Source organism: Shouchella rhizosphaerae, from assembly GCF_036700015.1.
GTDB lineage: Bacteria > Bacillota > Bacilli > Bacillales > Bacillaceae_D > Shouchella > Shouchella rhizosphaerae.
The window spans coordinates 3863249-3888074 of record NZ_CP144921.1 but is presented as its reverse complement, the minus strand read 5'-3'; the positions used below and the strand labels follow the sequence as shown (position 1 = coordinate 3888074).

The window sequence follows — 24826 nt, the reverse complement described above, 5'->3', positions numbered from 1 at the left end:
GTTTTGCCTGTCATCTACAACATTGTGAATCTGCCAATTGCACCCTCATTGTTTGCCTAACCGCCTTTTCGGGAAAGGAGCAGTATAAGGATGTAGAGGGAGGTTTAGTAAACATGGGACTTTCAGAGAAACAACTTGCTCATTTAAAACACAAATTGCTAGAAATGAAAGACGAGCTTGAAACAAAGAAGCGACGAACCACTGGCGAAATGTCGGACAGCCGCGGCGACATTGCCCGGGGCGCCGATAACCATATTGGTGAAACGGCTTCTGAATACGAAGACCGTGTCATCCAACAATCACTTAACGAAGCGGACCAAAAACGCCTTCAAGACATCACAGAAGCGCTAGAGCGAATCGAAGAAGGGACATACGGAATCTGCATCGATACAGGGCAACCGATTCCTTATGAACGTCTGGAAGCACTCCCTTATGCGAAGCGAACACCGGAAGCGCAACGAGAAAAAGAAACGCTTTTAGCGGAGGATCGTCAAGAAGCTAGTGGAGTGGACTATGTGCGAATGGAGGGCGATACAGAGACAACGCGTGCCCTTGAACAAGAACAACAGGCAAGCCATCAATCAGGGGAGGACGCGTTCTCCCATTCAACAAATGAACAAGATTGGCCAAAGCAATAGCCCGCTCCGATGAGCGGGCTATTGCTCGGGTTCAGTAAAACCGTTGCGGATAAACTGAAGGACGGCTCGAAAAAAGCCAATGTCATTCAAAATTACGATGAACACCAAAATAGCAGGGCCTAAAAACAAGCCGAATGCACCGAACAAGCGGAGGCCGGCAAACAAAGAAATTAAGACTGCAATTGGATTTAAGTTCATATGACTTGAAAGCACTTTTGGTTCAAGTAGTTGCCGGATGATGACGACAATGATGTATAAAATCGCAATCCCGAAACCGCCAGACACATCGCCTGTGATAAACAAGTAAATAAACCAAGGAATTAAGATCGTGCCAGTCCCTAAATAAGGAAGCAGCTCAGCAATTCCGACGACAATGGCAAGCATCCACGCATTGTCAATCTGAATGATCAAAAGGCCGACAAAGACAATACAAGCGGTGACAAACATGAGGATGAACTGGGCTCGAAGAAAGCCAAACAGCCTCCGCCGGATCGCTTGTACGAACTCTTTGCCTTTTTTACGCAACCGTAGTGGCACATGGCGATCATAAACATCCTGGTAATAACTCCAACTTTTCCCCATAAAATAAATGCTCAAAATGATAAACAGAAACGCCACCAAAAAGTTCGGTAACCCTAAGAGCGCGGTTGTTAAAAAGTCAACAACCCCCTGCCCGATATCGCCAAGAAAATTGCCAAGCACTGTCCCTAACTGGTCAATTCCTTCCGACAGAACATTGTGTGTGCCTACATCGATCGTATCAAACAAGCCAAGTACTTGTTGCCAGTACGGCCAAACCGTCTCATTAAAGAAGATTTGCATTTTTTCAGAGCCTTCTTCAATCCACGTTGGTACTTGCTCAAAAAATTGGCGCAAACTAAAATAAATAAGAAAAACCAACCCCGTTAGAATCGCGCTAATGACCAAGATTCCGCCTAGCAAACCAAACAAACTGGCAAAACCACGGCTGAAGCGCAGCTTTTGTTGAAAGAAACGGGCGACTGGCTGTAGCATCCAGGCAAACAAAGCCGCAAACCAAAAAGGGTATGTAAGCGAGAAGACCTTTGCGAACACCCATAAAGAACCTATAAGAAAAACAACAATGGCAATCGTTCGGCCAATCATCCAAGCAACGTCTCGCGACAACAGGTTCACCTTCTTTTCATGTAAACATCGCCAAAACAGGTAACGAGATTATTGTAGTTCTTGACAAAGCATGCTGTCAAATGGCACCTAAAAAAACGGAGTGGGGCGGAACCCACTCCGTTTTTTATTCGATTGGTTCCAACGGGAGAACGAGGACTTCCACGCGTCGGTTGGCTTGCCTTCCTTCAGCAGTCTCGTTTGAAGTAATCGGGTGATACTCACCGTAACCTGCAAACGACAGTTGCGCCGGCTCAAAATGATCGTATTCAAAAAACAGTTTCATGACATTGTAAGCACGGGCGCTGCTTAATTCCCAGTTCGAATCAAATTCGTTGTTTCCCATCGGCACATTGTCGGTATGCCCGGAAATTTGAATATAGCGAGGTGGGTCAGAAGCAAGCATAGCTGATAGTTGCTCGATTAGTTCGATCGAATCGCTCTTAAGCTCGGCACTCCCTGAAGCAAACAAGATGCCGTCATTGATCGTAATTAACAATCCGGAAGCACCAAGTTCCGTTTGTAGCCGATCCGCCAACTGCTTTTCTTCAATATACCCATTTAAGCGTGCCTGAAGCTGTTCCAATTCACTTCGTTCCAGTTTTGAGGCTTCGCTTAATTCAGAAGGATCGCTTTCAAGGGTATTCCGCGCCTGTTCATCCACTTCGTCAAGGGCATTTTGATTATCAAGAATCCCTTGTCCGCCAAGCGTTTCGGAAAGCACAATTTTGAGTTGGTCATACTTGGCTTGATCAATTTGGCCCATCGCAAATAGGACAATAAACAAGGCGACAAGCAAAGTAAGCATATCGGCATAAGGTAGAAGCCATGTTTCGTCTACATGTGTGTTACTGTCATGCCGCCTAGGCCTCCGCTTGTGTGACATGTCGTTGTTCTGCTCCTTCTTTGTATGCTTTTTGCTTCTTTTCCTCCATATAAACCGACAAATACTCTTCAACCGCCCGAGGCGAGCTGCCATTAATAATGGCAATCGTGCCTTCGATAATCATATGCTGATTCAATACTTCAATTTTTGACTTACGCCGTAGTTTATTGGCAAATGGATGCCAAAGCACATAGCCAAAAAAGATCCCAAGCAGTGTTGCAACAAAAGCAGCTGCAATCGACTCGCCTAATTTGTTAATGTCATCCAAATTGCCAAGTGCAGAAATAAGCCCCAGCACCGCCCCGAGTACGCCAAGGCTTGGCGAATAGGTGCCAGCTTGGCTGAAAATGGCCGCTCCTGTTGCATGGCGTTCTTGCATGGCATCAATCCGCTCATGCAATGTATGGCGAATAAAGTCAGGGTCCTGGCCATCGATCATCATCCGTGTTGCCTGCTGAAAAAACGGATCGTCTATATCTTCAATCTTGCTTTCAAGGGCAAGCATCCCGTCACGACGAGAAATGGTCGCATACTCTACGAACTTTTCCACGATTTCATGCTGAGAGGTTTCTTTCCGTTCAGACAGCAACACGCCAAACAATTTTGGAACTCGTTTAATGTCTGAAAAAGGAAAGGCGATTAAAACAGCTGCAATCGTACCAATTATGATGATGACAATAGCGGCGGGATTCAGGAGCACCTCTAAGCTAGAGCCTTTTAAAATGACTCCAAATATAACTGTACCTATTCCTAAAAAAATGCCGATAAATGATGTCTTGTCCATGTGAGTCTCCTTTTAAATCTGTCCTTACTACTTAATTCGGATAAAGAAGCCCATGCTTGAAGCGCTCTTCGCAATTTCGTCAATCTGTCACTCTTTTAAGCCGAAAGTCTCATTTTACAATTGGGTCCTTTTGCATAAAAAAATTCAATTTTGTCCATAGTAATGAGATGGAGGGACTGTCTATGCCAGCTTCACAGCAACTGAGCTTTCGAATATTCACTGTGATGGCAGGTGCCATTTTAGCCGCTATAGCGATTGAATGGTTCCTATTGCCAAACAGTATTATCGATGGAGGCATTATCGGCATCTCGTTGATTTTAAATGCGATTACATCTTTTAATTTTGGCATTCTCGTCCTTCTTTTAAATGTCCCGTTTTTATATTTTGGCTTTCTCTACCTCGGCAAACGTTTTTTAATCTATTCTTTGACTGGAAACATTATCCTCGCTGTATCAGAATCGCTTTTGCATCATTGGCATTTAGAACCTCTGACGACGACGCCTTTGCTAGCAACCATATTTGGCGGACTGCTATTAGGACTTGGGGTAGGGTTGGTCATTCGAAGTGGAGGCGCGCTGGACGGCACAGAAGTATTAGGATTATTGTTAACTCGTAAAATTCCCTTTACAGTCGGTGAATGTGTACTCGCTTTTAACGTGGCCGTTTTCGCTTGGGCTGCTTTTGTGTATGGCTTCGAAAACGCCATGTACTCTATTCTAACTTATTACGTAGCCGCCAAAACGATCGATGCAGTGGTAGAGGGGCCCGACCAAACGAAAGCGGTCATGATTGTCTCGGACCACTATGAACAACTTACTGAAGCAATTACGGCGAAACTGGGCAAAGGTGTAACAAGGCTAAAAGGGCAGGGGGGCTATCAAGGAAAAGAAAAAGACATCTTGTACGTGGTAGTAGGAAGACTGGAGATCATGCAACTTAAAAATACTATCTATGAACATGACCGAAACGCCTTTTTCACCATTATCGATGCCCATGAATCGAGAGGGGCTGCATTCAAAGGAGAAGAGGACCATTAAAAAAAGATACCGGTAAAACGGCACCTCAGCCTGTAGAAAAACACCTACGTTTTCTACAGGCTAATTGTTTTACAGATTTCAGGCGAAGCTTCTCCGTCACGAAGAGTTAGAGGAATTTGATGTGACCACTATCGTAGTCATCGCTACAATCATTGCTGTTTCCATGGCATCAATTGTCTTTTTAACTTCAGCAGAGACAGGTAAGTCTTTGCTGATCCGCTTCAAATGCGCTGCTGCTTCTCGTACCTCAGCTCGTTTTTTAAAGATAATAGGCAAAAGCTTGCTCGTATGCAAAAAGGCAAGCAACACTGCGTATCGTTCTTCTTCTCGGTTGAGGGGCTCTTGACTACTCATTTTATCCAACACCGCCCGGAACAAACGATAGGCGTGGGCGTGTAAGTCGTTTCGTTCTAAATGGTATTCATAACTTGGAAAGAGGCCTAGAAAACGTGTTTTACGAACCGTTAGCTGGTCCTGTTCCTCAAGCAATGCTGCCACCTCTTGCTGAGTGCGGGAAGAAGAGAGGCCTTGCACCCAATACTTGAGAGAGCGAGGCTTTTTCTCCTTCATACGTGCAAGTGTTTGCTTAAGCAAAGGATCATTCGTATTTTCATTCACAACAACTGCTTTCTTATGTTGTAGTTCAATATTGCCATTGATCATCAATTCAGCCAATAGGGCGCCATTAAGCGCATAAGGCAGAGCCGTCGAAGCTCGGTAATAAGGCTTCGCAGTTTGCGGATTAATCGCTAATAGCAACAATTGCTCAGCAATAAAAGGCAAGTCCCATCACTCCTTTTTATTATCTATCTCTTACTCTTATTTACGAGCCAACACAAAAAAAGTTTCGTTCCCACATCAACAACGAGATAAGGATAAACCAAAAATCAACTGGAGTTTGTTATTGGTAGTATGCAGGACTTGAAAAAAATTATAAAATTAGAACAGCTAAATGTAAAAAGCAGGGATGCTTAGAATGGGGAGGATGAGATGAACACTTCAAAAGAATTAAAAACGTGCGATAAAGGACACAAATATTATAAAAGTACAGATTGTCCAAGCTGTCCAACGTGTCAACAAGAAAGCAAACCAAGTAGCGGATTTCTTTCAAAGCTTTCTTCTCCCGCTAGAAATGCATTGATACACGAGGGAATCACGACATTAGAGCAGCTATCACGCTTTAGTGAAAAGGAAATTTTAAAGATTCATGGAATAGGACCAGCATCCTTGCCAACTCTTAGAGCTGCATTGGAAGAAAAACAACTCTCATTTAAACGTTAAATTGTAGTGAACTTCTGAACTCATAAGTGTATGTTGAACTTCAAAAAGTGACATGATAAGATTTTTGCAGCGCTTACATTACTAATGATATCGCCAAAAATAGAAGGAGTGTAGCCCTCAATGCCAAATAACAGTACGAATCCTAAGGTTGATGAATTTTTAAATAACGCTAAAAAGTGGAAGGAAGAATATAAGAAGTTAAGAGAGATTATTCTGGACTGCGACCTGACTGAAGAATTTAAGTGGATGCACCCTTGCTATACATTTGAAAACAAAAACATCGTATTAATACATGGATTTAAAGACTACTGCGCGCTGCTTTTTCATAAAGGTGCCTTGTTAAAGGATGCCCACGGGATACTCATCCAACAAACAGAGAACGTACAAGCGGCCCGCCAAATTCGCTTTACAAATATTGAGGAAATCATTGAAAAAGAGCTTATTTTAAAAGACTATATAGATGAAGCAATTGCAGTAGAGAAAGCCGGATTGAAAGTAAATCAAGATAATACCAACTTGAACATTCCAGAAGAGCTGCAAAATAAATTCGATGAAATGCCCGCCTTGAAAACCGCTTTTGAGGCATTGACGCCAGGAAGGCAACGAGCATACATTCTTTATTTTTCTGGTGCCAAGCAACCAAAAACACGAGCAGCAAGGGTGGAAAAGTACGTCCAGAAAATTCTAGATGGATTAGGATTGAAGGATTAGTTAAAAGGTTTATTCTATGAATGTATATGTATTTGGAAGGTTTGTTGACTCTTGTTATAGATACTTGATAATATGATGGCATGAAATTGCCTATAAAAAAGGATGACTGTCATGAAAAAAGCAGTGAAAATAGCCTCCTAAGATAAATTTAATTATATTATATTAGGAGGCGTTGATTATGAAATTTAACACTATTAATCGTGATACATGGGATCGAAAAGAATATTTTGAACACTATTTACAGCAGCAGACAACATTCAGTCTGACGAATGAAATTAATATAACTATACTTATGAAGAACTTAAAGAAAAAGCATTATAAGTTATATCCTGCGTTTATTTTTATGGTGACAAAAATCGTGAACGCCCATAGAGAATTTAGAATAAATTTTAACTCAGAAGGAAATTTAGGTTACTGGACGGAGATTTGCCCACTCTATACCATTTTTGATAACAAATCACACACATTTTCTGGCATCTGGTCACCAAACTTAACTATTTTTTCTGAGTTTCATTCTAAATATGAAAATGATGCAGAAAGATACAATGGCACGAGGAGATTATTTCCAAAAAAACCAATACCAGATAACACTATTCCGATTTCTATGATTCCTTGGAGTTCTTTTACAGCATTTAATCTAAATATAAATAATGGCGGAGATTTTCTCTTACCCATAATAACTGGAGGGAAGTATTCACAAGTAAATGATGAATTATTCCTGCCTGTCTCTATCCAAATGCATCATGCTATTTGTGATGGCTACCATGCAAGTGTTTTTATCAATGACTTACAAAAACTTGCTGATGAAAGTGAAGACTGGATTTAACTGGTCGTTAGTGGATGAATCGTATTATTAAAGGAACTGTGTGCAACAGTTCCTTTTAATTTGGTTTCTGTTGGACAAATAATTAAGATATGATAATAAGTAAGTGATTAGCGCTAGCAATGAAAAGATTTTTTGTCTCGAAAACTGAAGTAAACTTGTCATTCGAGACGATCTTTCTTTTTCATCCAATTGGTTCCTGTAATGTATATTATGTAAACTAACAGAAACAACGTATTGAATTGAACGGGTCTAACAAATACTTTGCTTCCCCCGAATCCGAGCCCTCATTGACAGGAACAGCGAGCATTTGTTGTACTTAAGATGCCCGCCGTCTTATCTTAGAAAGGATAAACAATCATTTTAGTCAGCTTCTTTCAATTGCCATGCGATCACTTTCCCGACTGCTTCCGCTGCCGCGAATGGCGTTACTTCACTCGTTGGTTGTTCCTGCTCAGCTTTTAGACATACGATCATATCCTGATCCAACCGAGAAGGATCGAGCCAAGATATAGCCCAACAAGCCCAGAATTTCGTTAAACCTACTGATTTCTTGGCTGTCTCTTCCAATAATGGTAGACTGTCAGGGCCGATGCGCATCAACGAGAGAGCTGCGGCCATCCTTGTCTCCTCAGAGCTTGTTTGCATCAGCTCAATCAGTTTCGGCACTGCCTCTCCTGCGTCTGAACCTAGCTCTCCGAGAACGGCACATGCAATGTCACGCAACATCGGATCCTCACCATGAAGCGCATCTATCAATAGTGGCAAAGCGGCTTTACCAGACCGCCTCACTTCTTTCATCGCCGCAGCTACCTGGTTCATTTCACTGGAATTCGCAATCTTTCTAAGCGATAGAGATACTTCCTCGTTCTTGTCCATAGAGACACCATCCTTTTGTATTACATATTCCGCCTCAAAATTACAATAACATTATCATCGAAAATACAGCAGTGAGCGATGGGTTATACCCTTGACCTGCCGCAGTTTAGTAGATAGGTGATTTATTACTTTATCGCTCTCAGAATAGTAACTTACTAATTCACCTTGTTGTTTTGCATACTCAATTTCTTTTTTTGTGCTTTCCCCAATATAGCCATTAACATCAATAACAAAAATTTCGTCAGACATATTTATTTTTTTATAATGAATTTCCTCCAACAATTCTGCTTGCTCTTGTGTTTCTATACCTTCACTTTGCTCGAAAAACCCGAGACTTATCACAATATTTCCTTGCAATGTATGATAAGCATTTGCTTTCTCGAATTGTTCCTTAAATTTTGTAGAGCCGCATAAAGTAATTACTTTTATCAAGATAACCTGCTTTCTACTATTCATATCATATTAATTGCAATGCGTATTTCACTGTATTTCTACTCGCTCAATTCAGATGCCCGCACCTTATGTATTTATTATTTCGTTGTATACCCTATCTCCTTTTACTTCTACTTTTACTTCTACATTGCCTCCCATTCCCTCTTCTCTCTTTAAAATTCACTAATCTGTGCATTTGGACACCGTTTCCTTAATTCGGAAATAAATTTCAATTTATCCTTTGGTAATATTTTTATCGTTCTAGTAGCATTGGCTGTTTTGTAACGCAATTCAATTCCCTTATCAGACGAAGAAATTTGATAACCGGTGAATCGATCAGTTGTTGGGACGACTTTTATTATGTTTGGATACAATATTTTACGTTTAAATGGACCTCCTTTAATTAGGAGATGTTCCTCTGTCAAAACAAATTTAATGGAGGTTATATACCACAAGAGAAAGCCAACTGTAACAATAAACATCGCAACCGAAATGAAAAAAATAAGGGATGAAGACACCTCTCCGAGAATAAAAGTGAGAGGAAAAACAGCCATCGCGACCATGGCGCCTACCAATAAAAATATAAATATAATCATAGGAACAATCGCTATTTTCGCATGAAAAACCATTATTTACTCACATCCTTGTTAAAGTACGTGTATGCTCCATTGCCCATTTCTACAAAGCGCCATTCACCCTGTAACAAAAACGCAGACACAATTCGATAATAGACATCTGGACATTCGGCATGGGGAGTATGCCCACAATTGTTCATCACCACTTTATGACCGTTTGCCATTTGATTATAAGCTTCCACATGTTTATCGCATGTGACTGGGTCCGCGTCCCCTATCACAAGCAAAGAAGGAACCGAAAGACTGGGAAGCAAGGAGACGATCGATTGGAAGATCCTTCCCTCTTCTCGTAAACGCTCAAGATGAATGTCCGTTCGGTCATCAAAAGCCTCCCATTCTTCATCCGTATATGCCGAATAATCTATTGAAGTATCGGCATTTACCCGGTAAATATCCTCTTTATGTTCCCCTAGCTCCTCTCCTAGGCGTAAATACGAATCAAATAGGTGCTCACTTGATAAGTTGCTGGTTGCTAGATTTAGACATTCCTCGGATTTCGTTTCGATTCCTAGCTCTAAAAAGACAGAAGCTGCTCTGCGCAACAAACTTTTTGCCGTCCATGCAAAGTCAAAGGTTGGACATTCAAAAACAACGTTTGTGATAGCGTTTGGATAAACTGAGGCATAAAGCAAAGCAAGATACCCACCAAACGAATGGCCAATGACTGCCCATCGGTTAATGCCCAGTTGTTTCCTCAAATCCTCACAGTCTTCCACTAAATCTTGAAGCCCGAATGGTTCAGTTTCTGATAAACCTTCCGAGCGGCAAACCCCTCTTTGGTCAATCGCTACCAATTGAAATTGATCTGAAAAACGGTTGGACTGATGATAAACAAATTCGTAGCAGCTTTCTCCAGGCCCGCCATGAAGAAAAAGCACAGCCGGTAGTGACCGATCTCCGAAAATCTCTACATGGATTTTTTTGCCTCGTACTATATATGTATTCATGATTGTGGCTCCTTCTTCACATGCAATCATTCGTATTGTGTGGCCTATACTTATTATTTGCGGTGAAAAGGCCCGAGTCAATAAAATTAGCGGATATAATCACAACATCAGATTATCAAATTAATAATAAAAGATACCAAGCCAAAAACAAGATAATCTGCCTTAGCCGTAAAAAACGAGATAAAACGGATGCAGTTGCGGGATCAATAATCTCTTTAACTCCTTTTTAAAATCTTATTCGCCTTCTTCGACATGACCGCCAGGCAGTTCCCATCCTCGCTTGGGATGCTTGACGAGTAAGATGTGATTGTTTTCATTACGTACTAAAGCTCCTGCAGTTAATCGATGTTTAGGTAGCATATCTAACCTCTCCTATACTTTTATCATTGTTCTGTTTTCGGGTATTATACGTCAACGACTTCCATCCATCCCTTCAAATATATACAATAATTATACGATACTTCATAGGGAAAGCTTCCGATATAATAGGTCGTTCCGACAGAGGTAGTAACGATAAGCAAACTGCTGCAGCTCAGGAAGCGGAGTATTTTGAACTTGGTTCAGGCGATTTACAGCAATAAGGATGAAGCGATGTGTAGCAAGTTGCTAGTGGCTCTTGCGGATCATTGCATCACTGTTATGGAATATAGGTCTTCTATCAAGTAAGCGGGGGCAGGCTAACTTGTAATGCCCCCACATCATGATTGCTTACCGAAGTTCTCCGTTCTAGCCCTTTGTGCCCGTGTTGTCATTTTAATGTTAGTTTTCTTAGCTTTTCCTTTACAAATCAATCTTTTACAGAGAGAGTAACTGCCCCTTTCTACCATTCTACTGCCTTTTCCATAGCTTTCTGGGCATCCGTTTTGCGAAAATCAAATAAAGCAGAGTGGCGGTTGGAAAATTCAGCAAGCCAATCATTCCCCATAACCAGTAATTATGGCCGTGCCGCCTGGCGTTAATAAATAGAACCGTACTTTGCGTAAATAAAATAGCGGCTAAGATTACCCATAGATAGAAAGGAACGTCAGAAGGATGCGTGTTCGTCATGAGCGTTTGTTCACCTCTTTTTTCGTCGTAAAATATACGATGAACGGCAGTATAACAACAGCGATCCCTTGTAAGATCAGGAAGACCGTTGGCGAATGAAAGTAGGTTGTCGTCCAAAGCGCTAAAATAACAAGAGCGAGCCCCCACAATCCCACTAGTTCCTTAAGCAACTTTTTCCTGCTATTGGCTTTTGTTTCCTTTACTTGCTGTAGGAAAAAAGAAAGGTCTGGCTCATCCGCTGCATCGAGCTGATCAAGACGTTCTAAACCCGAACGCAGCTCGATAATCGTCTGTTTGTCGGTTAGCTGTGCTGAGGGCCTTCCGTTTTTCCCCTTCTCTTCCGTCTCCGATTTATTCTGCCTCTTATCCTTCGTCATTCACGTTCAACTCCTTCCTTAACAGACTTAATGCGTGATGAACCCTTGATTTCACAGTTCCTTCTGGTATGCCTAACATCTTGCCTATTTCTTCATATCTATAGCTGTAATAGTGCTTCAAAATCAAGGGCAGACGATACCCTTCTGATAATTTCCCTAACTCATCTACAACATCCATCCAGTCAAGCTGACGGTGGGCAAATTCCCACTTCAACTGGTGCAATGGCGTTTCTGTATCTGCCATTAGTTCCTCTTTGCTCTGCTTGCGGCACATATCAATATATAGGTTAGAAGCGATGGAAATCAACCATGTTGAAAACTTAGAACGCCCTTTATAAAGATGAATTTTTTCGATCGCCTTGGTCATCGTTTCCTGTGTTAAGTCATCGGCCAATGATGGTTTCAATGTAATCTTTAACGCATATCTCCTCAGAAATAAATAATTCTCGTGCAGGAGAGTAGCTAGCGCCACTTGGTCTCCCTTTTGGGCTTTACGAATAAGTGCAGTTTCATCCATAGCATGTCTCCTTAAACAAGGCAGATCGTTCCTTTCTATCATGCTCATTGATACTGAAGCTAGTCAACAAGCTCTTTATGTGTAAAAATGGCGATTGCTCCAAGCTGCAAGCCGATAATCCCAAACAAAGTCGACAACAAAACAGGTGTATAATCAGCCAAACCCTCTCCTTCCAATAAAACCAATGTGGCGTGATTGGCCAACTGTGCAGGACTCCACGAGAACCAGGCTGGAAAGGACGATGAAAGCAGGCTGATGAGAAGAATGGTACCTAATGCACAAAAGGCTGCTGCGCCTGTTTGTTTAAGAATGGTGCTATAAAACAGAACAATCGTCATAACCAACGTTAACCACAATCCAAAATGAAAAAAACTACTGACCCAACGTTCAAGCGAAACCGCATCGAAAAGAAGGGTCGTGTAATACATCGCTAACCCGTAACCAAGGCCAAGTGACACCCACGTAAAACAAATAATCGCCGCCCATTTGGCTGTGAGATAAGAAAAGTAGGGTACTGGCTTCAGTAAAATGATCGCAGCTACTCCGCTCCGCCGTTCAGCCGATACAATCCCCATCAACGCCAACGTCAAGACAAGGACGCCGAGCAATCCGAAATCAGATAACGTTTGCGCGAGCACCTCAGTTCCTGTTGGCGTTGGAATGTCGATGACGGCCCCTTCTGGTAACCCGCCGAAGTCCTCTAAGATTTGTGGCATAAAGTAGGTAGAGAGCGGCGTCGAACTTCCTAATAATAGAAACACAACAGGAACCCATATCCACTTGTAATTCCTCCATAGTTCTACCTGTTCTTTTTGAAACAACACGAGCCATTGCTTCATTTTTGCACCACCTTTAAAAATAAATCTTCCAAAGACATTTTAGCTACTTCGAATTTCGTTAACCGAACCTGGCGCTGAGCAAAAGCGTGTAAAAGGAAGGGCACCGCCAACTCAATATCCTCTACCAATATTTTGTAACCATCATCTTCTGTAACAAAGTCAACAATACGTTTTTGTTCCCGCCAGTTCCTGAGCTGGTTAGTCAGGTCATCCTGGGCTTCGATTATGATGGCCGCATCTTGCCATTCTTGCTGAAGCGAATCGAGCGTTCCCCCGTACTTTAGCTGGCCTTGATCAATAATGAGCACTGCGTCACTGACTTCCTCCGCATCATGCAGGACATGGGTCGAGAAAAGAACCGTTGCTTCCTCCTTTAATGTTTGCATCAGCTGGAGAATTTCCCGGCGTCCGACGGGATCAAGAGCAGATACCGGTTCATCTAGCATGACCAGTTTAGGCTGGTGAATCAGAGCTTGGGCAATGCCAAGACGTTGCTTCATACCACCTGAATATTGACCAATACGCTGATGAGCCGCTTCGGTCAGCCCCACCTTGTCTAGTAATTCTTTGGTTCTACGTTTCGCTTCCCGTCTCGACAAATGAGCGAGTTGCCCGACATAGAAGAGAAATTCAAAACCGGTCATCCAATCGCAAAAGACGGGAAACTGGGGCAAGTAGCCGATATCGGCACGAATGTGGCCCTTTCCGTGTGGTGTTGGCTGGTGGAACTGTATGGTGCTTGATGTAGGTTTGACTAATCCTGATAACATCTTTAATGTTGTCGTTTTGCCAGCCCCATTCACTCCTAATAAAGCGATGCAGGAATGCGGCTGCAGTTCGAAAGAAAGATTATCGACTGCAGGATGCCCGGTATATGTCTTCGTTAAGTGCCGAACAGATACGAAACTCATTAGTGGTTCCTCCTCCCGAAAATCAAGTACATTACCGGTCCGAAAAAGCTAACAAATAAAATAACCGGAATCCAGAACAGGTGGGCGCCTTTCGTTTTTGCTAGCTTCACATAATCGATGAGCGCGACAATGACCAAAATTAAATTCAAAATGATAACGGGCGCAAGCAGCCCCCAAGGAACATCAGCAAAATCTGTATTCATCTTATCCTTCCCCTTTAATCGTAAATGTAAGTTCACATATAAGACGGAGTAGATGATAAAATCGTTCATGAAAAAATAAAAAACACAAGACCCCTATCATCTCGTGTTCATTTTGCATCTTTTTAACAGCAACTGAAGCTTCCCTTAGTTGATTTTGTGTATTTGTGTTTTCTAGTCAATTAATTTGGTACGTGAAATTATCAATAAGGCCAATATAAATCCGCAAATTAAAGCCATTTCAATCAAACTAGTCTGCAGAAAACAACGGCATACAAGGATGAGAAGGTGCGTATGATAGCGCCTTCTCTGCTCCTGCTATCATTTCGCATAGACAACTGCGCCACCAGACCCAATTACCATAAATTGATTACCTGATGGAGCAAAACCACATTTTATCCAACCATCCAAACGGGGAATGGTTAAATGCACTCCGTCACCCGCTTCTATGCCAAAAATTTCTATCTCCTCCGCCGATTCTGGAATGATAAATTTCAATCCCCTGTCTATGATATTGTTTTCAGTCCTGTCGGTGTCCCTGTCCCTTAGGATTCTCTCTCCAGTCATTGAATGGTTGATGCTATAACCTGAATTTGAGCTAATTAGGATGATATTCTCTTTTGAATCCCATCCTGCTGCGATTACTCCAGAGGCAGAGAGTACGGTCTGTTGTCTCCACGGTAGAGGAGGCACTTGTGGAATCATTTTTTGTGCTTTCTCCAATAATGCCAATTCGTAATTTGTTCTTATTTCTTGCTTGTTGTTTTTAAACATTTCAAATGCCACTCCGTACAAGTTTTATGCGTCTCACTAATGTTTACTTACCACTCAGCCTCTAGAGCGGTAAGTAGTTCTGACGGCAGTACCACAATAATAAATCAAAGCAAACTTCAGTTCAAACGGGTAGGAGTAGAGGATACTTGGAACTTTTACCTATAACTTAATTGTTCAATTTCCTTAAACATGTATTCTGTGTAGTTTAGGAGCATATCCTCGTCGAGATTTAAGGTCTCTAATCCATTTTCATACTTTGCAAGACACTGCGCAATTGTATACTTATACTGATTGGGCAATTCATTTAAAGCCCATTCACCTGCTTCTTTTTTGGAAGAAATGGCGGATTCCCTTACATACAGAAGTACTCTTGCTAGATTAAGCACATAATAAACTGGATTATCAATGATTCCTTCAAATGCTCCATTAACATCAGACTTAATTGAATCGATATAATAGTTGTGATCTATAGCCTTGAATACTTCCTTAATTGGTTTTCCGAAAAGTACACTCCCGCGATTATATGTCACAACAAAGTGAGCTGCTAAATCAGGATCTTCATATCCTCCGCAGAAATAGGTCTCATCCGTTAGATACTTTACTTTGTGGAATGAAGAATAATGAAATTCAAAAGGGGTTGGATATACAAAATCAACAGTATATGTCTCTAATACTATACTGATTTCAAATCCTCTCACCATCTTCCATTCTTCTTCAAGGCGAATAAGTTTATTAGCAATTTTCCTGTAAGTATCAACAGATAGCTTTTCTTTAACCACTGCTAAAATATCTACATCACTTTGTAACGGATTAAAACACCCCATTGCCATAGAACCATGTAAATAAATTCCTATAAGAGAGCCAGATAATTTTTTCTTTAAAAGACTAGTTACCTTGTCTAAGACAACTTGTTGATTCATATTCATTCTCCTTGAATAAAAGCGGGAGCTGATTTCCTCTAATAGTCCTCATTGAACCCGAGGAACTCGCGAACGGAGTCTCAGTTTCGCTTATTGAACTTCTCTGCTAAACATTTCTTGCAAATCGAAAGGATAGCCCTAGCTTTAAAAATAGGATGAGGTGAAATGGGGACACGGGCTCTGTGAAATCGATCAATTTGACTTTACGCCTTCCCCTGATGCATGTCATCGCGAATACACTTCCAATGCTCGTAATACAACCGCCTCATTTATTCCACTTACCCTACTAATTCGGTTGGCCCATTCCTCTATACCACTTAACTGATCTTCGATTTCCCTGCCAGTATTACGACTAATAAAACTTTTATAATTATCAAATTCCCAATGACCGACTTGATCGTCCATAAACAAACGTTTCTCAACAAGGGGGCTTGTGATGTTTCTCTGCGTTTTTTCTCCTGCCGCAATCAATTCACTATCGGAAACCGGGGTCAAGTTAAATGACTGATTGCTTTCCTTGCCACTTGGCCTTCTATAAGTCACAATAAGGTTTTCCAACTGTGTTGTCAGCTTAATTTGAGCGCCTGGAAAGAACCCTTCCACAAATTCCTCGGTATATTCCTCATGTTCCCGGTCTATCAGTATAGGCTGAACCCATTGATCTCCAAGATCGCACAAATACTTATAACCTTCATCATCAATAACGACTACCGCCACATGGAAATGAGGAGTAAACACTGCATAAGCTTGTAATTTATTCTCCCTAAACTCGTTAATTAACCAAATCGCTAAATCAAAACAGTTGCCAGACGTTCCATATTCCTCCCGATGTAATTTCATTAAATCCACTGTTCGTTGCTTGTTAACCGAAGCAATCTGGCTATACCAAGCTTTAGTTAAGGTTTCCATCGGAAAGTCGTCGAATCTTTTCCAAATGTCAATCACACTCTGAGACGCTTTCATTGCCCTCTCTCCTTCATTTTTCTTCTTGAACAGATCGCTCCCGAATAAGGAACAAAAATCATGGTGAAATCTCCGGCCCATTCCATCTGTCTTGCGGGCATTGAAAGATTATGGATCCGGCAGTTCATTGAATGCCTCTCACTTGAACATTTCTTTATTTGAATATTATTAAATAAAACCAATTAAAAGTTGGACAGCCAAAACGGTCTATTAAACGGTCGTGCCTGGAGACCGTTCCGTTTGTTTGCGCATCCAGCGCAGACTAAGGATCCAGCCGCCTAAAGCGATCAGACTGCCGACCAGGAATGGGGAGTTGATTTGAACATCAAACAAGGCCCCGGCAAGGATCGGGCCGCCGATGTTCCCTAGACTCGTATAGGAAGCATTCAAACCGGCAACAAGCCCCTGTTCGTTGCCGGCAATTCTGGAAAAATAAGTGCTAATCGCCGGGCGTACAAAATCAACTGCCAGAAAAACAAGCGTGACCGATACAACCATCATCCAATATTGGGCCGAAAAGATGGTCGCAACCATAAAAACAGCCATCACTAATAAGCAATAGACCGTCAGCTTCTTCTCCCCAATCCAATTGATCAGCCGCCCGAAGAGCGTCAGCTGCATCACAGCGCCAACGATCGCCCCGATCATGATTAACCAGGCAATTTCATTAGGCGTATAGCTGTACTTATGGTCAACAAAAAGTCCTAACACCGTCTCAAATTGGGACAATCCGAGCGAAGTGATCAAGATGATCAACAGCCCTGTAAAATAAGGGGTGCGATAAGATTTGGCAAGCTGTGCGAGTTGAGACTCTTTTCGGTCCATACGTGCCTCTGGAGCAGGCAACTTGTTTTTATCCAGTGACTCTGGCAAAATACTCATTGAAACGACAGCGGATAAGGCGGCAGCTCCAGCTGCGGCGAAGAAAGGCACTCGCATACCGTACTCGACTAAAAAACCACCGATCGCCGGACCGATGATAAAACCTGTGGAAATCGCCGCATTAATCCAGCCCATTCCCATTCCCCGATCCTCTTCTGTCGTAATATCAACGACGTAGGCCATGACGGCGGGCATAATAAAGGCAACGGATACACCGCCAAGCAGTCTTGAGATAAACAGCAAGACTGCATTCGTAGCCAGGCCAAAAAGCAGCTCGGATACAGCAAAAAGCAGCAGACCGGCGACAATGATCCACTTTCGCCCATAACGATCAGACCAACTGCCTGCATAAGGCGCCACTAGAAATTGAGTTAATGAAAATACAGCGACCAGCAGGCCAACGATCGTTCCAGAGATGCCAAGGACGTTCATATATGTCGGCATAATCGGGATAACCAAGCCAACGCCTACAAATCCTATAAAGATATTAAACATGAGCAATAAAATAGCCCCTCTGTTTCTTGTTGCCAATGCCTTCATTCTACAAATTCCTCCGAATTCTTCTCTCATGACTATCTATACTCTGGATAGTTTTCCAGCTTTAAAATCGGCGCCCGATTTAATGGTTTGTTCAGTGGCAAAATTGTCCTTTCACTCGAGCAAATAATCATCAATCATAGATGTTGTTATATTAGAGAAAGCAACAAATTATACGTCTTTATATACGTCATTTGATCGATATACGCCCCATACTTAAAATTCACCACTCGTCGTGGTGGTTCTCCAATAGATTATTTGTACATGAGACGGCGATCATTTTATTTTCCTTTCTAGTATCTCATCCTCCGTCTCCGTACAATATATCATACTTTTCTGCAAACGATTAATAGGTAGGGCGCCAATATTCAACTTTTCCATAGACCTTGAAAATCCTTTTAAAAGTGGTCGAGTCATGCGTTAAACAAGCTATACGTTCTTTAATCGATTTCTCATTGTGGAATCCGTTTCTGTTGCATAAGAAGAATATGCAGCTGCCAGCCCTCTCGGTTTATTCATATTGACATAAATGGATTCATAGCTACCTGCTTTCACGACATAGGTTTCATGGAAAAAACCAACTCCTTTTGAGTCTGCCGCTTTTTTATAAAAACGCGTCCAAGCATTCATATGCGTTTTTCCATGGGCGAAATCATGTAACGACTTTATGTTTTCCCAATATTGAGTAATCACAATATTCCTGCCATTCCAACCAGCTTCATAATGAAGAAAACCAGTGCCTTTTTTGCTGGAAAGTTCTTTTAGCATCGGTGGCATGGCACTAAAAACGGGTCCCCATGCTTTGATATTCCACCACTGCTGGATTTTCATGCCAACGATAAAAATGACTACATCTTGGTCATTGGGAGCACTAACTCGCTTCGCTTTTGTCATTTTAATTTCTCCTTTGTTTTTTTGCACCATTGCAGCTCAGCTTTAGCTACTTCTTTTCCATAATCTAACGTATATAACCAAAATTCAGCGCCGGGGTGAATACTTAGCTGTTTTTCCATTTGTTCGTAAACTTTCATTTTTCCTTGTAACAACCGTTCATGTTCACAAATGTGGTGAAAAGCGTGTTCTCGGTTCATTTCGTTTCCAAAAAACAGTTTTACGAGCAGTTCATTTTTATGAAGTCCACTATCGTAAATAGGAGCCACCAGCCAATCATGAAGTTTATGCTTTCCTGCCTCCGTTATCTCATACTCCTTCCGATCCCCATCGCTTCCGATTTGACTAACATACCCCTCTTTAACTAACGTTTTAAGCGCGGGATAAATTTGTCCATAACTCATTTTCCAAAAATGCTCAAAACTATTATCAATGACCTTTTTTATTTCGTATCCCGTTCTACATCCTCCTGACAGTATGCCAAGCACAATCCATTTAGCCTCTGTTTTCATCTCGCCCTCCATATATCTTTAAGATATATCTAAAAGATATATGGACTCGATCCATTTGTCAACAGCAATAATGAGTTAACGAAAAGCGTCTCCCATCTTTTTAAATCGGAGTATTTGAGATCCTTTTTTATTACTAATACGATTTCATTCAACTAGTTTTACAGACTTTTTGACTCCGTTTTGCTCTGACATGCATGGATGAGCCTTACATGTTTTTGATCTCCGCCTTTTCTCGTGGTAAAGTTTTATCATGCCCTTCTACATAGCTACATAGTGTTCACCTCTATCTGTACGAGCGATCCCATTGAATACACAAATCCCCATTCATACAGCTTTCCCTATGATGATGGCATACTTTCTCTAATGAATTTGGCGGTAATAATCTGTCACAATTGAGCACAGATGAACAGGAACGACTAACACAATATTCGTAGACTTAGTACAGAAAGGAGAACATACGATTAAAAAGCCTTCAAAGAATGCTTGATAGCATTGAGTATATAGAAAACCATTTAGATAACGAGCTTTTGCTTGACGAAATTGCTGCGGTTGCTTGTATGTCTAGATTTCACTTTCAACGGATGTTCCGTATGTTAACCGGCTATGCCGTATCTGAATATATTCGGAATCGCCGTATTACAGTAGCTGCACAAGAACTCGTTCATTCCAAATCTAAAGTAATCGATGTGGCAATGAAGTATGGGTATGAAAGCCCAGAATCTTTTACGAAAGCATTTCGGCGAATACATGGTATCTCTCCATCCGATGCTAAAAAACATAGTCAATCCTTGAAGGCTTACCCAAAGATCTCTTTTCAAATTCAATTAAAGGGTGATGTGGAAATGGATTACAAAATTGTTGAGAAAGACGCGTTTACCGTTGTAGGAAAAAGCATTCGTACGACTACAATTGGCGGAGAGAACAACCGAAAGATTGCTGCTTTCTGGAATGAATCGAATCGGAATGGATTATCAAAACAACTTGCTAAAAATTGCGGCCCTCTTGGATTGCTTGGTATTTGCATTGATTTTGACAAACAGCAGGAAAATTTAACCTACCTCATCGCTGCAGAAAAGAATAGTGATCAAATTCCTGTTGATTGGGAAACAAGACAAATTCCTGCGGCAACTTGGGCTATTTTTCCGGTACACGGGGCAATGCCTAATGCAATGCCAAAAGTATGGGAGCGAATCTTTTCTGAATGGTTTCCGGCAACAGGATATGAACATTCAGGTGGACCCGAAATGGAAGTATACGTTAGTGATGCTGATCCTTATTCAAAGGACTATTACAGCGAGATATGGGTTCCAGTAAAAAAATGACAAATAAGCAGCGCATGAGACAGCCTTTGTCCATGCGCTGTTTGTCCCCCCCAAAAAGCCCAACACTATCAGTGAAGCGATACATAAAGCCGTAAATGCCAACATGGTAAAAATGTTTAACATATCGGAAATTAAAAACAGATAGGCTTGTTGGCGTTGGCTACTGTCCTTGACACAGATAAGATCTTTTTTAATAATTCTTCTAGCTTTAGTCTATATCCCCACTCCATCTTTCATAAACGGCACTGCCAGTTCGTATGATTCTATATGGACATTATTCAATCACGATAGTTATGAAAGCGATTACAAATAGAGGAGGTCAGCTAATGGACTGACAAAAAACGGTATTCTCTTAACCGCCCGACGGTCAAAACGGACACTACCCCTCCCCCAGTTGCTTGATAATTTGGGAAACCAAAGCCATTTATTTTGATTTTTTTCAGAAAATATCTTTTCAAATGAAGTCAGAAGCGGTAGACTCTTGGAGAAGAATGTTTTTTAAACATTTCATCATTTTTTAAAAGGAGGAGTACACTTGGCTCGAGAACAATGGGGAACAAGAGCCGGCTTTATTATGGCCGCTATTGGATCCGCAATTGGGTTGGGAAATATATGGCGTTTCCCCTATGTAGCTTATGACAATGGAGGGGGCGCATTTTTTCTCGCATATTTGTTTGCCATGCTTACAGCAGGGATCCCGCTATTATTAATGGAATTTTCAATCGGCCAAAAATTCAGAGGATCTTCCCCGTTTTCATTTGCGCGCATCAATAAAAAGACGGAATGGCTTGGTTGGTGGCAAGTCGCGATCTCTTTTGTTGTGGCCACATATTATTCGGTTATTATCGCTTGGGCTCTGTCCTATATGGTGTTTTCATTTAATCAAAGTTGGGGCAGCGACACCCAAGGTTTCTTTTTAGGGGACTACCTTGAAGCCACTGAAGCTGGTGTGCTTGGTGGATTGAATGGCAATGTGTTAATTCCGCTTATCGTTGTATGGGCAGGCGTATTTGTGATCATGTTAGCTGGTGTGAAAAAAGGCATCGAATGGGCAAACCGCATTTTTATTCCTTTACTTGTTGTGATGTTTTTAGCAATTGTTGTACGTGCCCTCACATTAGAAGGTGCTGTCAATGGATTGGATGTCTTTTTCCGACCTGATTGGCAAGCGTTAGCCCAACCTGGTGTTTGGGTTGCCGCCTATGGGCATATTTTCTTTAGCCTTTCAATCGGCTTTGCGATTATGATTACTTATGCAAGCTACTTGCCTAAGAAAGAAGATTTGAACAATAGTGCGTTTATTACTGCTTTTAGCAACGGAAGCTTCGAGCTACTTGCAGGCATCGGCATTTTCGCGACGCTAGGTTTTATGGCTGGTAATCTCGGTGTTCCTGTGGCAGAAGTGGCAACGAGCGGCATTGGTCTAGCCTTTATCGCGATTCCTGAAATCATTAATACGATGCCAGGATTCAACGGTTTGTTCGGCGTCTTGTTTTTCGGATGCCTCGTATTGGCCGGTATTACGTCGTTGATTTCAATTACAGAAACGTATATAGCTGGCGTACAAGACAAATTCAAAGTATCACGAACGAAATCGGTTATCGTTGGCGGCGGTTTATCGGCAATCATTTCGTTGTTGTATGCGACGCGTGGGGGCATTAACGTGTTAGATGCTGTCGATAACTTCATTAACCAGTTCGGCATTGCATTTGCTGGCCTTGTCTCTGTCATTATCGTTGCTTGGATTTTGCGCAAGCTCGATTTCTTGCAAGGGCATATGAATGAAGTATCTGATTTCCGTATTGGCTCATGGTGGAAATTCAGCTTAATGTTTATTACTCCCCTAGTCCTTGGCGCCAATATCATTCTTGCGTTCATTAATAACATTCGCGCTCCTTATGAGGATATGCCCCTTTCTTTCTTAGCTATTTCAGGTTGGGGCGTTGCCGGGGCAGCTTTTGTTGTCGGCCTTTTACTTAGCCTGATTAAATGGCCTCCTGGCAAATTGGAAGCCTATAAGAAGGAGGATGATTAACAATGAGTGGAAGCGCCATTGTCATGATGATTCTTGGTATGGTTATTCTATGGGGTGGTATGGTGGCAAGCATTGCCTATGCGTACATTGTCTCCAAACGTCGTAAAAAGACAAACTAGCCCTTGTATGAGGACGGCGCATCTTTTGCGCCGTCTTTTTTCGTGGTCAATAAAGAAGGATGATTTGGACAGACTAAGCCCATAAGCAGATTGCTGGTAACATTCTTTGTCCGTCTGTACAATAGAAGGAAACATCTAGCGGAGGTGAGCTTATGCCTACAGAAGAAGAAAGAAACGAAACGAAAGAACGGGTAATGGCGCAATTAGAAGAAGTGATTGACCCTGAGCTTGGTGTTGATATTGTCAATCTCGGCCTCGTTTATGGCATTGAACTAGACGATGAGTTCAACGTTACGGTAGAAATGACGCTAACGACCATGGGCTGTCCACTTGCAGGAACAATTCAAGCGGACGTCAAGCGGGCCCTTTCCGAATTACAAGAACTTGGGGAGATTGGAAAAGTTGATGTGAATATCGTTTGGAGCCCGCCTTGGTCAAAAGATAGAATGTCACGTTACGCCAAAATTGCTCTCGGCCTTCCTGATTAAACTGTACTTTTCCGCCTAAAAGATAGACATGGCTTTTGCAGGGCGAAATAAGACCCACGTTATGTGACAACAATTAAAAAAGAATAAAGCCTTTGCAATAAAGATTGCCTTAAACCGCCATTTGCAGCAAACTAACATTGTATCCACTACAACAAATGGAGGTCGGCCATATGTATACCCTTGCTTGTTTGCATGACGGCTCGGTAACTGTCCTTCACAGCCAGCGCTATTGCCCCATCAAGGCTTTTACTGATGTGATGGCAGCAAAAGAATTGGCTCGACAAGTACATGCTCGTTTAACCGAAAGTGGCAAATGGCATGTGTTGAAAGTGGGAACAACATAAAGGAACACCGTTCATAAGCAGGTCCCCCTCCTGCTTATTTTTTTCGCCTACTGCGATAAACTCCGTTTTGACTGTGTTTGTTTTGGCGCAATGGAAGCAAGCAAAAGGCCAAGCAACAGCAACGCAATGCCGCCCCATGAGTAGAAAGAGAGCGACTCCCCCACAAGGCTGACTCCTAGAAGGGCCGCAGTAAGCGGTTCGGCTAATGCAAGCGTTACAGCAAGAGAACCTGGAATTTCTTTTAGTCCTTTCGCAAAAAGCATGTAGGCCAAGCCAGTCGCAAGCAAGCCTAAATGCAAAACAACGAGCCCATTTTGCCAATGAAGCAGCCAGCTGACCTCAAATAAAAAGAACGTTGGCAACAACACGATCGCGCTGAAAGAAAAGATAAATGCGACGACGACTTCAGGCTCCCCTTTGGCTAGAAGCCCTTTGCTTGCTAATGTATAAGCAGCAAAGGAAAGCCCTGCCCCTATAGCAAACAAAAGCCCTAGCGGTGACACAACTACGGACTGATCGCCAGCGGTCATTAGCAACACACAGCCGGCAATCGCCAAGGCTGTTGCTTGCATCCACCGCTTTCCTGGAACCCGCTTAAAAAAGGCCCACTCCAACAAGCCTGCTACTATTGGGGCACTGCCAATGGCGATAACGGTTCCTGCCGCAACGCCAGTCATTGACACAGCCGTAAAAAAGAATGGTTGGTAAGCAGCCATAGCCGCAATACTCACAAAAAATGGCCATTTCGGCCACCCCTTTATATTTAGCGATTTGCCAGTCAAAATAGCAAACAGGAGTAAACTCATTCCCCCGAGCAATAGCCGCGCAGCCCCCACTACTAACGGATGGGCGCCAATTAAAAATGCTTGCGCTGTCCCTGTTGTTCCCCATAGCATCGCAGCACATAGCACGAACACAATCGCCATCGGCATCGTCCATCGCTCCAATCGTT

30 protein-coding genes and 1 pseudogene are annotated in these 24826 nt (G+C 42.2%); 10 read left to right on the top strand and 21 right to left on the bottom strand.

What is annotated here, in order from left to right; genetic code table 11:
• Nucleotides 1–113 precede the first annotated feature (113 nt).
• Nucleotides 114–638 carry a TraR/DksA family transcriptional regulator gene (locus tag V5G21_RS19415; RefSeq protein WP_063609559.1) on the top strand — a complete coding sequence of 175 codons (525 nt, stop codon included), beginning with the start codon at nucleotides 114–116 and terminating at the stop codon, nucleotides 636–638.
• A gap of 18 nt (nucleotides 639–656) precedes the next feature.
• Here the strand turns inward: V5G21_RS19415 and ytvI are convergent, their stop codons facing one another.
• The 3 genes from ytvI to motA all read right to left on the bottom strand — a co-directional run bounded on the left by ytvI (nucleotide 657) and on the right by motA (nucleotide 3451).
• Nucleotides 657–1793, bottom strand: a complete 1137-nt coding sequence (gene ytvI, locus V5G21_RS19410) for a sporulation integral membrane protein YtvI (RefSeq protein ID WP_011246828.1) — start codon at nucleotides 1791–1793, stop codon at nucleotides 657–659.
• Nucleotides 1794–1908: 115 nt separating this feature from the next.
• Nucleotides 1909–2667 (bottom strand): OmpA family protein, encoded by a 759-nt coding sequence (locus V5G21_RS19405; protein ID WP_011246827.1) that lies wholly within the window; start codon nucleotides 2665–2667, stop codon nucleotides 1909–1911.
• Complete coding sequence (motA, locus tag V5G21_RS19400) at nucleotides 2645–3451, bottom strand: flagellar motor stator protein MotA (protein WP_011246826.1); 807 nt, start codon at nucleotides 3449–3451, stop codon at nucleotides 2645–2647. The genes V5G21_RS19405 and motA overlap by 23 nt, the downstream gene beginning before the upstream one ends.
• 182 nt (nucleotides 3452–3633) lie before the next feature.
• Here motA and V5G21_RS19395 point away from each other — a divergent pair, with 182 nt between their 5' ends.
• Nucleotides 3634–4488: a YitT family protein gene (locus V5G21_RS19395; protein WP_035203838.1), complete on the top strand. Its 855-nt coding sequence runs from the start codon at nucleotides 3634–3636 to the stop codon at nucleotides 4486–4488.
• Between the two features lie 96 nt (nucleotides 4489–4584).
• On the opposite strand, the gene V5G21_RS19390 is transcribed toward V5G21_RS19395, so the two are convergent.
• A complete protein-coding gene (locus V5G21_RS19390; protein WP_051881195.1) occupies nucleotides 4585–5271 on the bottom strand; it encodes a GOLPH3/VPS74 family protein in 687 nt (228 codons plus the stop codon).
• 207 nt (nucleotides 5272–5478) lie between these two features.
• On the opposite strand from V5G21_RS19390, the gene V5G21_RS19385 reads away from it, so the two are divergent.
• From V5G21_RS19385 to V5G21_RS19375, 3 genes are all read left to right on the top strand, one after another.
• Nucleotides 5479–5769 carry an RNA polymerase alpha subunit C-terminal domain-containing protein gene (locus tag V5G21_RS19385; protein WP_035203837.1) on the top strand — a complete coding sequence of 97 codons (291 nt, stop codon included), beginning with the start codon at nucleotides 5479–5481 and terminating at the stop codon, nucleotides 5767–5769.
• Between the two features lie 120 nt (nucleotides 5770–5889).
• Nucleotides 5890–6480, top strand: a complete 591-nt coding sequence (locus tag V5G21_RS19380) for a YdeI/OmpD-associated family protein (protein ID WP_073304075.1) — start codon at nucleotides 5890–5892, stop codon at nucleotides 6478–6480.
• A 178-nt stretch (nucleotides 6481–6658) separates the two neighbouring features.
• Nucleotides 6659–7306 carry a type A-10 chloramphenicol O-acetyltransferase gene (locus tag V5G21_RS19375; RefSeq protein ID WP_035203840.1) on the top strand — a complete coding sequence of 216 codons (648 nt, stop codon included), beginning with the start codon at nucleotides 6659–6661 and terminating at the stop codon, nucleotides 7304–7306.
• Nucleotides 7307–7666: 360 nt separating this feature from the next.
• Here V5G21_RS19375 and V5G21_RS19370 read toward each other — a convergent pair whose 3' ends face one another.
• The 16 genes and pseudogenes from V5G21_RS19370 to V5G21_RS19295 all read right to left on the bottom strand — a co-directional run bounded on the left by V5G21_RS19370 (nucleotide 7667) and on the right by V5G21_RS19295 (nucleotide 19566).
• Nucleotides 7667–8182 carry a HEAT repeat domain-containing protein gene (locus V5G21_RS19370; protein WP_011246820.1) on the bottom strand — a complete coding sequence of 172 codons (516 nt, stop codon included), beginning with the start codon at nucleotides 8180–8182 and terminating at the stop codon, nucleotides 7667–7669.
• A 54-nt stretch (nucleotides 8183–8236) separates the two neighbouring features.
• Nucleotides 8237–8611, bottom strand: a complete 375-nt coding sequence (locus V5G21_RS19365; RefSeq protein ID WP_050749041.1) for a hypothetical protein — start codon at nucleotides 8609–8611, stop codon at nucleotides 8237–8239.
• Nucleotides 8612–8787: 176 nt separating this feature from the next.
• Nucleotides 8788–9243, bottom strand: a complete 456-nt coding sequence (locus V5G21_RS19360) for a PH domain-containing protein (RefSeq protein ID WP_011246818.1) — start codon at nucleotides 9241–9243, stop codon at nucleotides 8788–8790.
• Entirely contained in the window at nucleotides 9243–10196 is a 954-nt protein-coding gene (locus tag V5G21_RS19355; protein WP_011246817.1) for an alpha/beta fold hydrolase, read from the bottom strand. Before V5G21_RS19355 ends, V5G21_RS19360 begins: the two co-directional genes overlap by 1 nt.
• Nucleotides 10197–10433: 237 nt before the next feature.
• A pseudogene (locus V5G21_RS19350) lies at nucleotides 10434–10556 on the bottom strand (NUDIX domain-containing protein); the annotation flags it as partial.
• Nucleotides 10557–11239: 683 nt separating this feature from the next.
• A complete protein-coding gene (locus tag V5G21_RS19345; RefSeq protein WP_011246816.1) occupies nucleotides 11240–11620 on the bottom strand; it encodes a YxlC family protein in 381 nt (126 codons plus the stop codon).
• Nucleotides 11607–12137 carry an RNA polymerase sigma factor SigY gene (gene sigY, locus V5G21_RS19340; protein ID WP_011246815.1) on the bottom strand — a complete coding sequence of 177 codons (531 nt, stop codon included), beginning with the start codon at nucleotides 12135–12137 and terminating at the stop codon, nucleotides 11607–11609. Before sigY ends, V5G21_RS19345 begins: the two co-directional genes overlap by 14 nt.
• Nucleotides 12138–12196: 59 nt before the next feature.
• Nucleotides 12197–12976, bottom strand: coding sequence for an ABC transporter permease subunit (locus V5G21_RS19335; protein WP_011246814.1), 780 nt, complete (start codon nucleotides 12974–12976; stop codon nucleotides 12197–12199).
• Nucleotides 12973–13887, bottom strand: coding sequence for an ABC transporter ATP-binding protein (locus tag V5G21_RS19330; RefSeq protein WP_338465024.1), 915 nt, complete (start codon nucleotides 13885–13887; stop codon nucleotides 12973–12975). Before V5G21_RS19330 ends, V5G21_RS19335 begins: the two co-directional genes overlap by 4 nt.
• Nucleotides 13887–14090: a PLD nuclease N-terminal domain-containing protein gene (locus tag V5G21_RS19325; protein WP_011246812.1), complete on the bottom strand. Its 204-nt coding sequence runs from the start codon at nucleotides 14088–14090 to the stop codon at nucleotides 13887–13889. The genes V5G21_RS19330 and V5G21_RS19325 overlap by 1 nt, the downstream gene beginning before the upstream one ends.
• A gap of 318 nt (nucleotides 14091–14408) precedes the next feature.
• Complete coding sequence (locus V5G21_RS19320; RefSeq protein ID WP_011246811.1) at nucleotides 14409–14861, bottom strand: hypothetical protein; 453 nt, start codon at nucleotides 14859–14861, stop codon at nucleotides 14409–14411.
• Between the two features lie 155 nt (nucleotides 14862–15016).
• Nucleotides 15017–15781, bottom strand: coding sequence for an aminoglycoside adenylyltransferase domain-containing protein (locus tag V5G21_RS19315; protein WP_011246810.1), 765 nt, complete (start codon nucleotides 15779–15781; stop codon nucleotides 15017–15019).
• Between the two features lie 225 nt (nucleotides 15782–16006).
• Complete coding sequence (locus tag V5G21_RS19310; RefSeq protein WP_011246809.1) at nucleotides 16007–16744, bottom strand: hypothetical protein; 738 nt, start codon at nucleotides 16742–16744, stop codon at nucleotides 16007–16009.
• A 210-nt stretch (nucleotides 16745–16954) separates the two neighbouring features.
• Entirely contained in the window at nucleotides 16955–18166 is a 1212-nt protein-coding gene (locus tag V5G21_RS19305; RefSeq protein ID WP_011246808.1) for an MFS transporter, read from the bottom strand.
• A gap of 426 nt (nucleotides 18167–18592) precedes the next feature.
• Nucleotides 18593–19057 (bottom strand): DUF4188 domain-containing protein, encoded by a 465-nt coding sequence (locus tag V5G21_RS19300; protein WP_011246807.1) that lies wholly within the window; start codon nucleotides 19055–19057, stop codon nucleotides 18593–18595.
• Entirely contained in the window at nucleotides 19054–19566 is a 513-nt protein-coding gene (locus V5G21_RS19295; RefSeq protein WP_011246806.1) for a PadR family transcriptional regulator, read from the bottom strand. The genes V5G21_RS19300 and V5G21_RS19295 overlap by 4 nt, the downstream gene beginning before the upstream one ends.
• Nucleotides 19567–20045: 479 nt before the next feature.
• Between V5G21_RS19295 and V5G21_RS19290 the strand changes: the two genes are divergently transcribed.
• From V5G21_RS19290 to V5G21_RS19270, 5 genes are all read left to right on the top strand, one after another.
• Nucleotides 20046–20888, top strand: a complete 843-nt coding sequence (locus V5G21_RS19290; protein ID WP_011246805.1) for an AraC family transcriptional regulator — start codon at nucleotides 20046–20048, stop codon at nucleotides 20886–20888.
• A gap of 574 nt (nucleotides 20889–21462) precedes the next feature.
• Complete coding sequence (locus V5G21_RS19285; RefSeq protein WP_338465528.1) at nucleotides 21463–22923, top strand: sodium-dependent transporter; 1461 nt, start codon at nucleotides 21463–21465, stop codon at nucleotides 22921–22923.
• A 2-nt stretch (nucleotides 22924–22925) separates the two neighbouring features.
• Nucleotides 22926–23042, top strand: coding sequence for a methionine/alanine import family NSS transporter small subunit (locus V5G21_RS19280; protein ID WP_073304071.1), 117 nt, complete (start codon nucleotides 22926–22928; stop codon nucleotides 23040–23042).
• A 152-nt stretch (nucleotides 23043–23194) separates the two neighbouring features.
• Nucleotides 23195–23530 carry a metal-sulfur cluster assembly factor gene (locus V5G21_RS19275; RefSeq protein ID WP_011246803.1) on the top strand — a complete coding sequence of 112 codons (336 nt, stop codon included), beginning with the start codon at nucleotides 23195–23197 and terminating at the stop codon, nucleotides 23528–23530.
• Between the two features lie 170 nt (nucleotides 23531–23700).
• Nucleotides 23701–23874, top strand: coding sequence for a hypothetical protein (locus tag V5G21_RS19270; RefSeq protein WP_156323100.1), 174 nt, complete (start codon nucleotides 23701–23703; stop codon nucleotides 23872–23874).
• A 47-nt stretch (nucleotides 23875–23921) separates the two neighbouring features.
• Here the strand turns inward: V5G21_RS19270 and V5G21_RS19265 are convergent, their stop codons facing one another.
• Entirely contained in the window at nucleotides 23922–24806 is an 885-nt protein-coding gene (locus V5G21_RS19265; protein ID WP_041823814.1) for a DMT family transporter, read from the bottom strand.
• Nucleotides 24807–24826 lie beyond the last annotated feature (20 nt).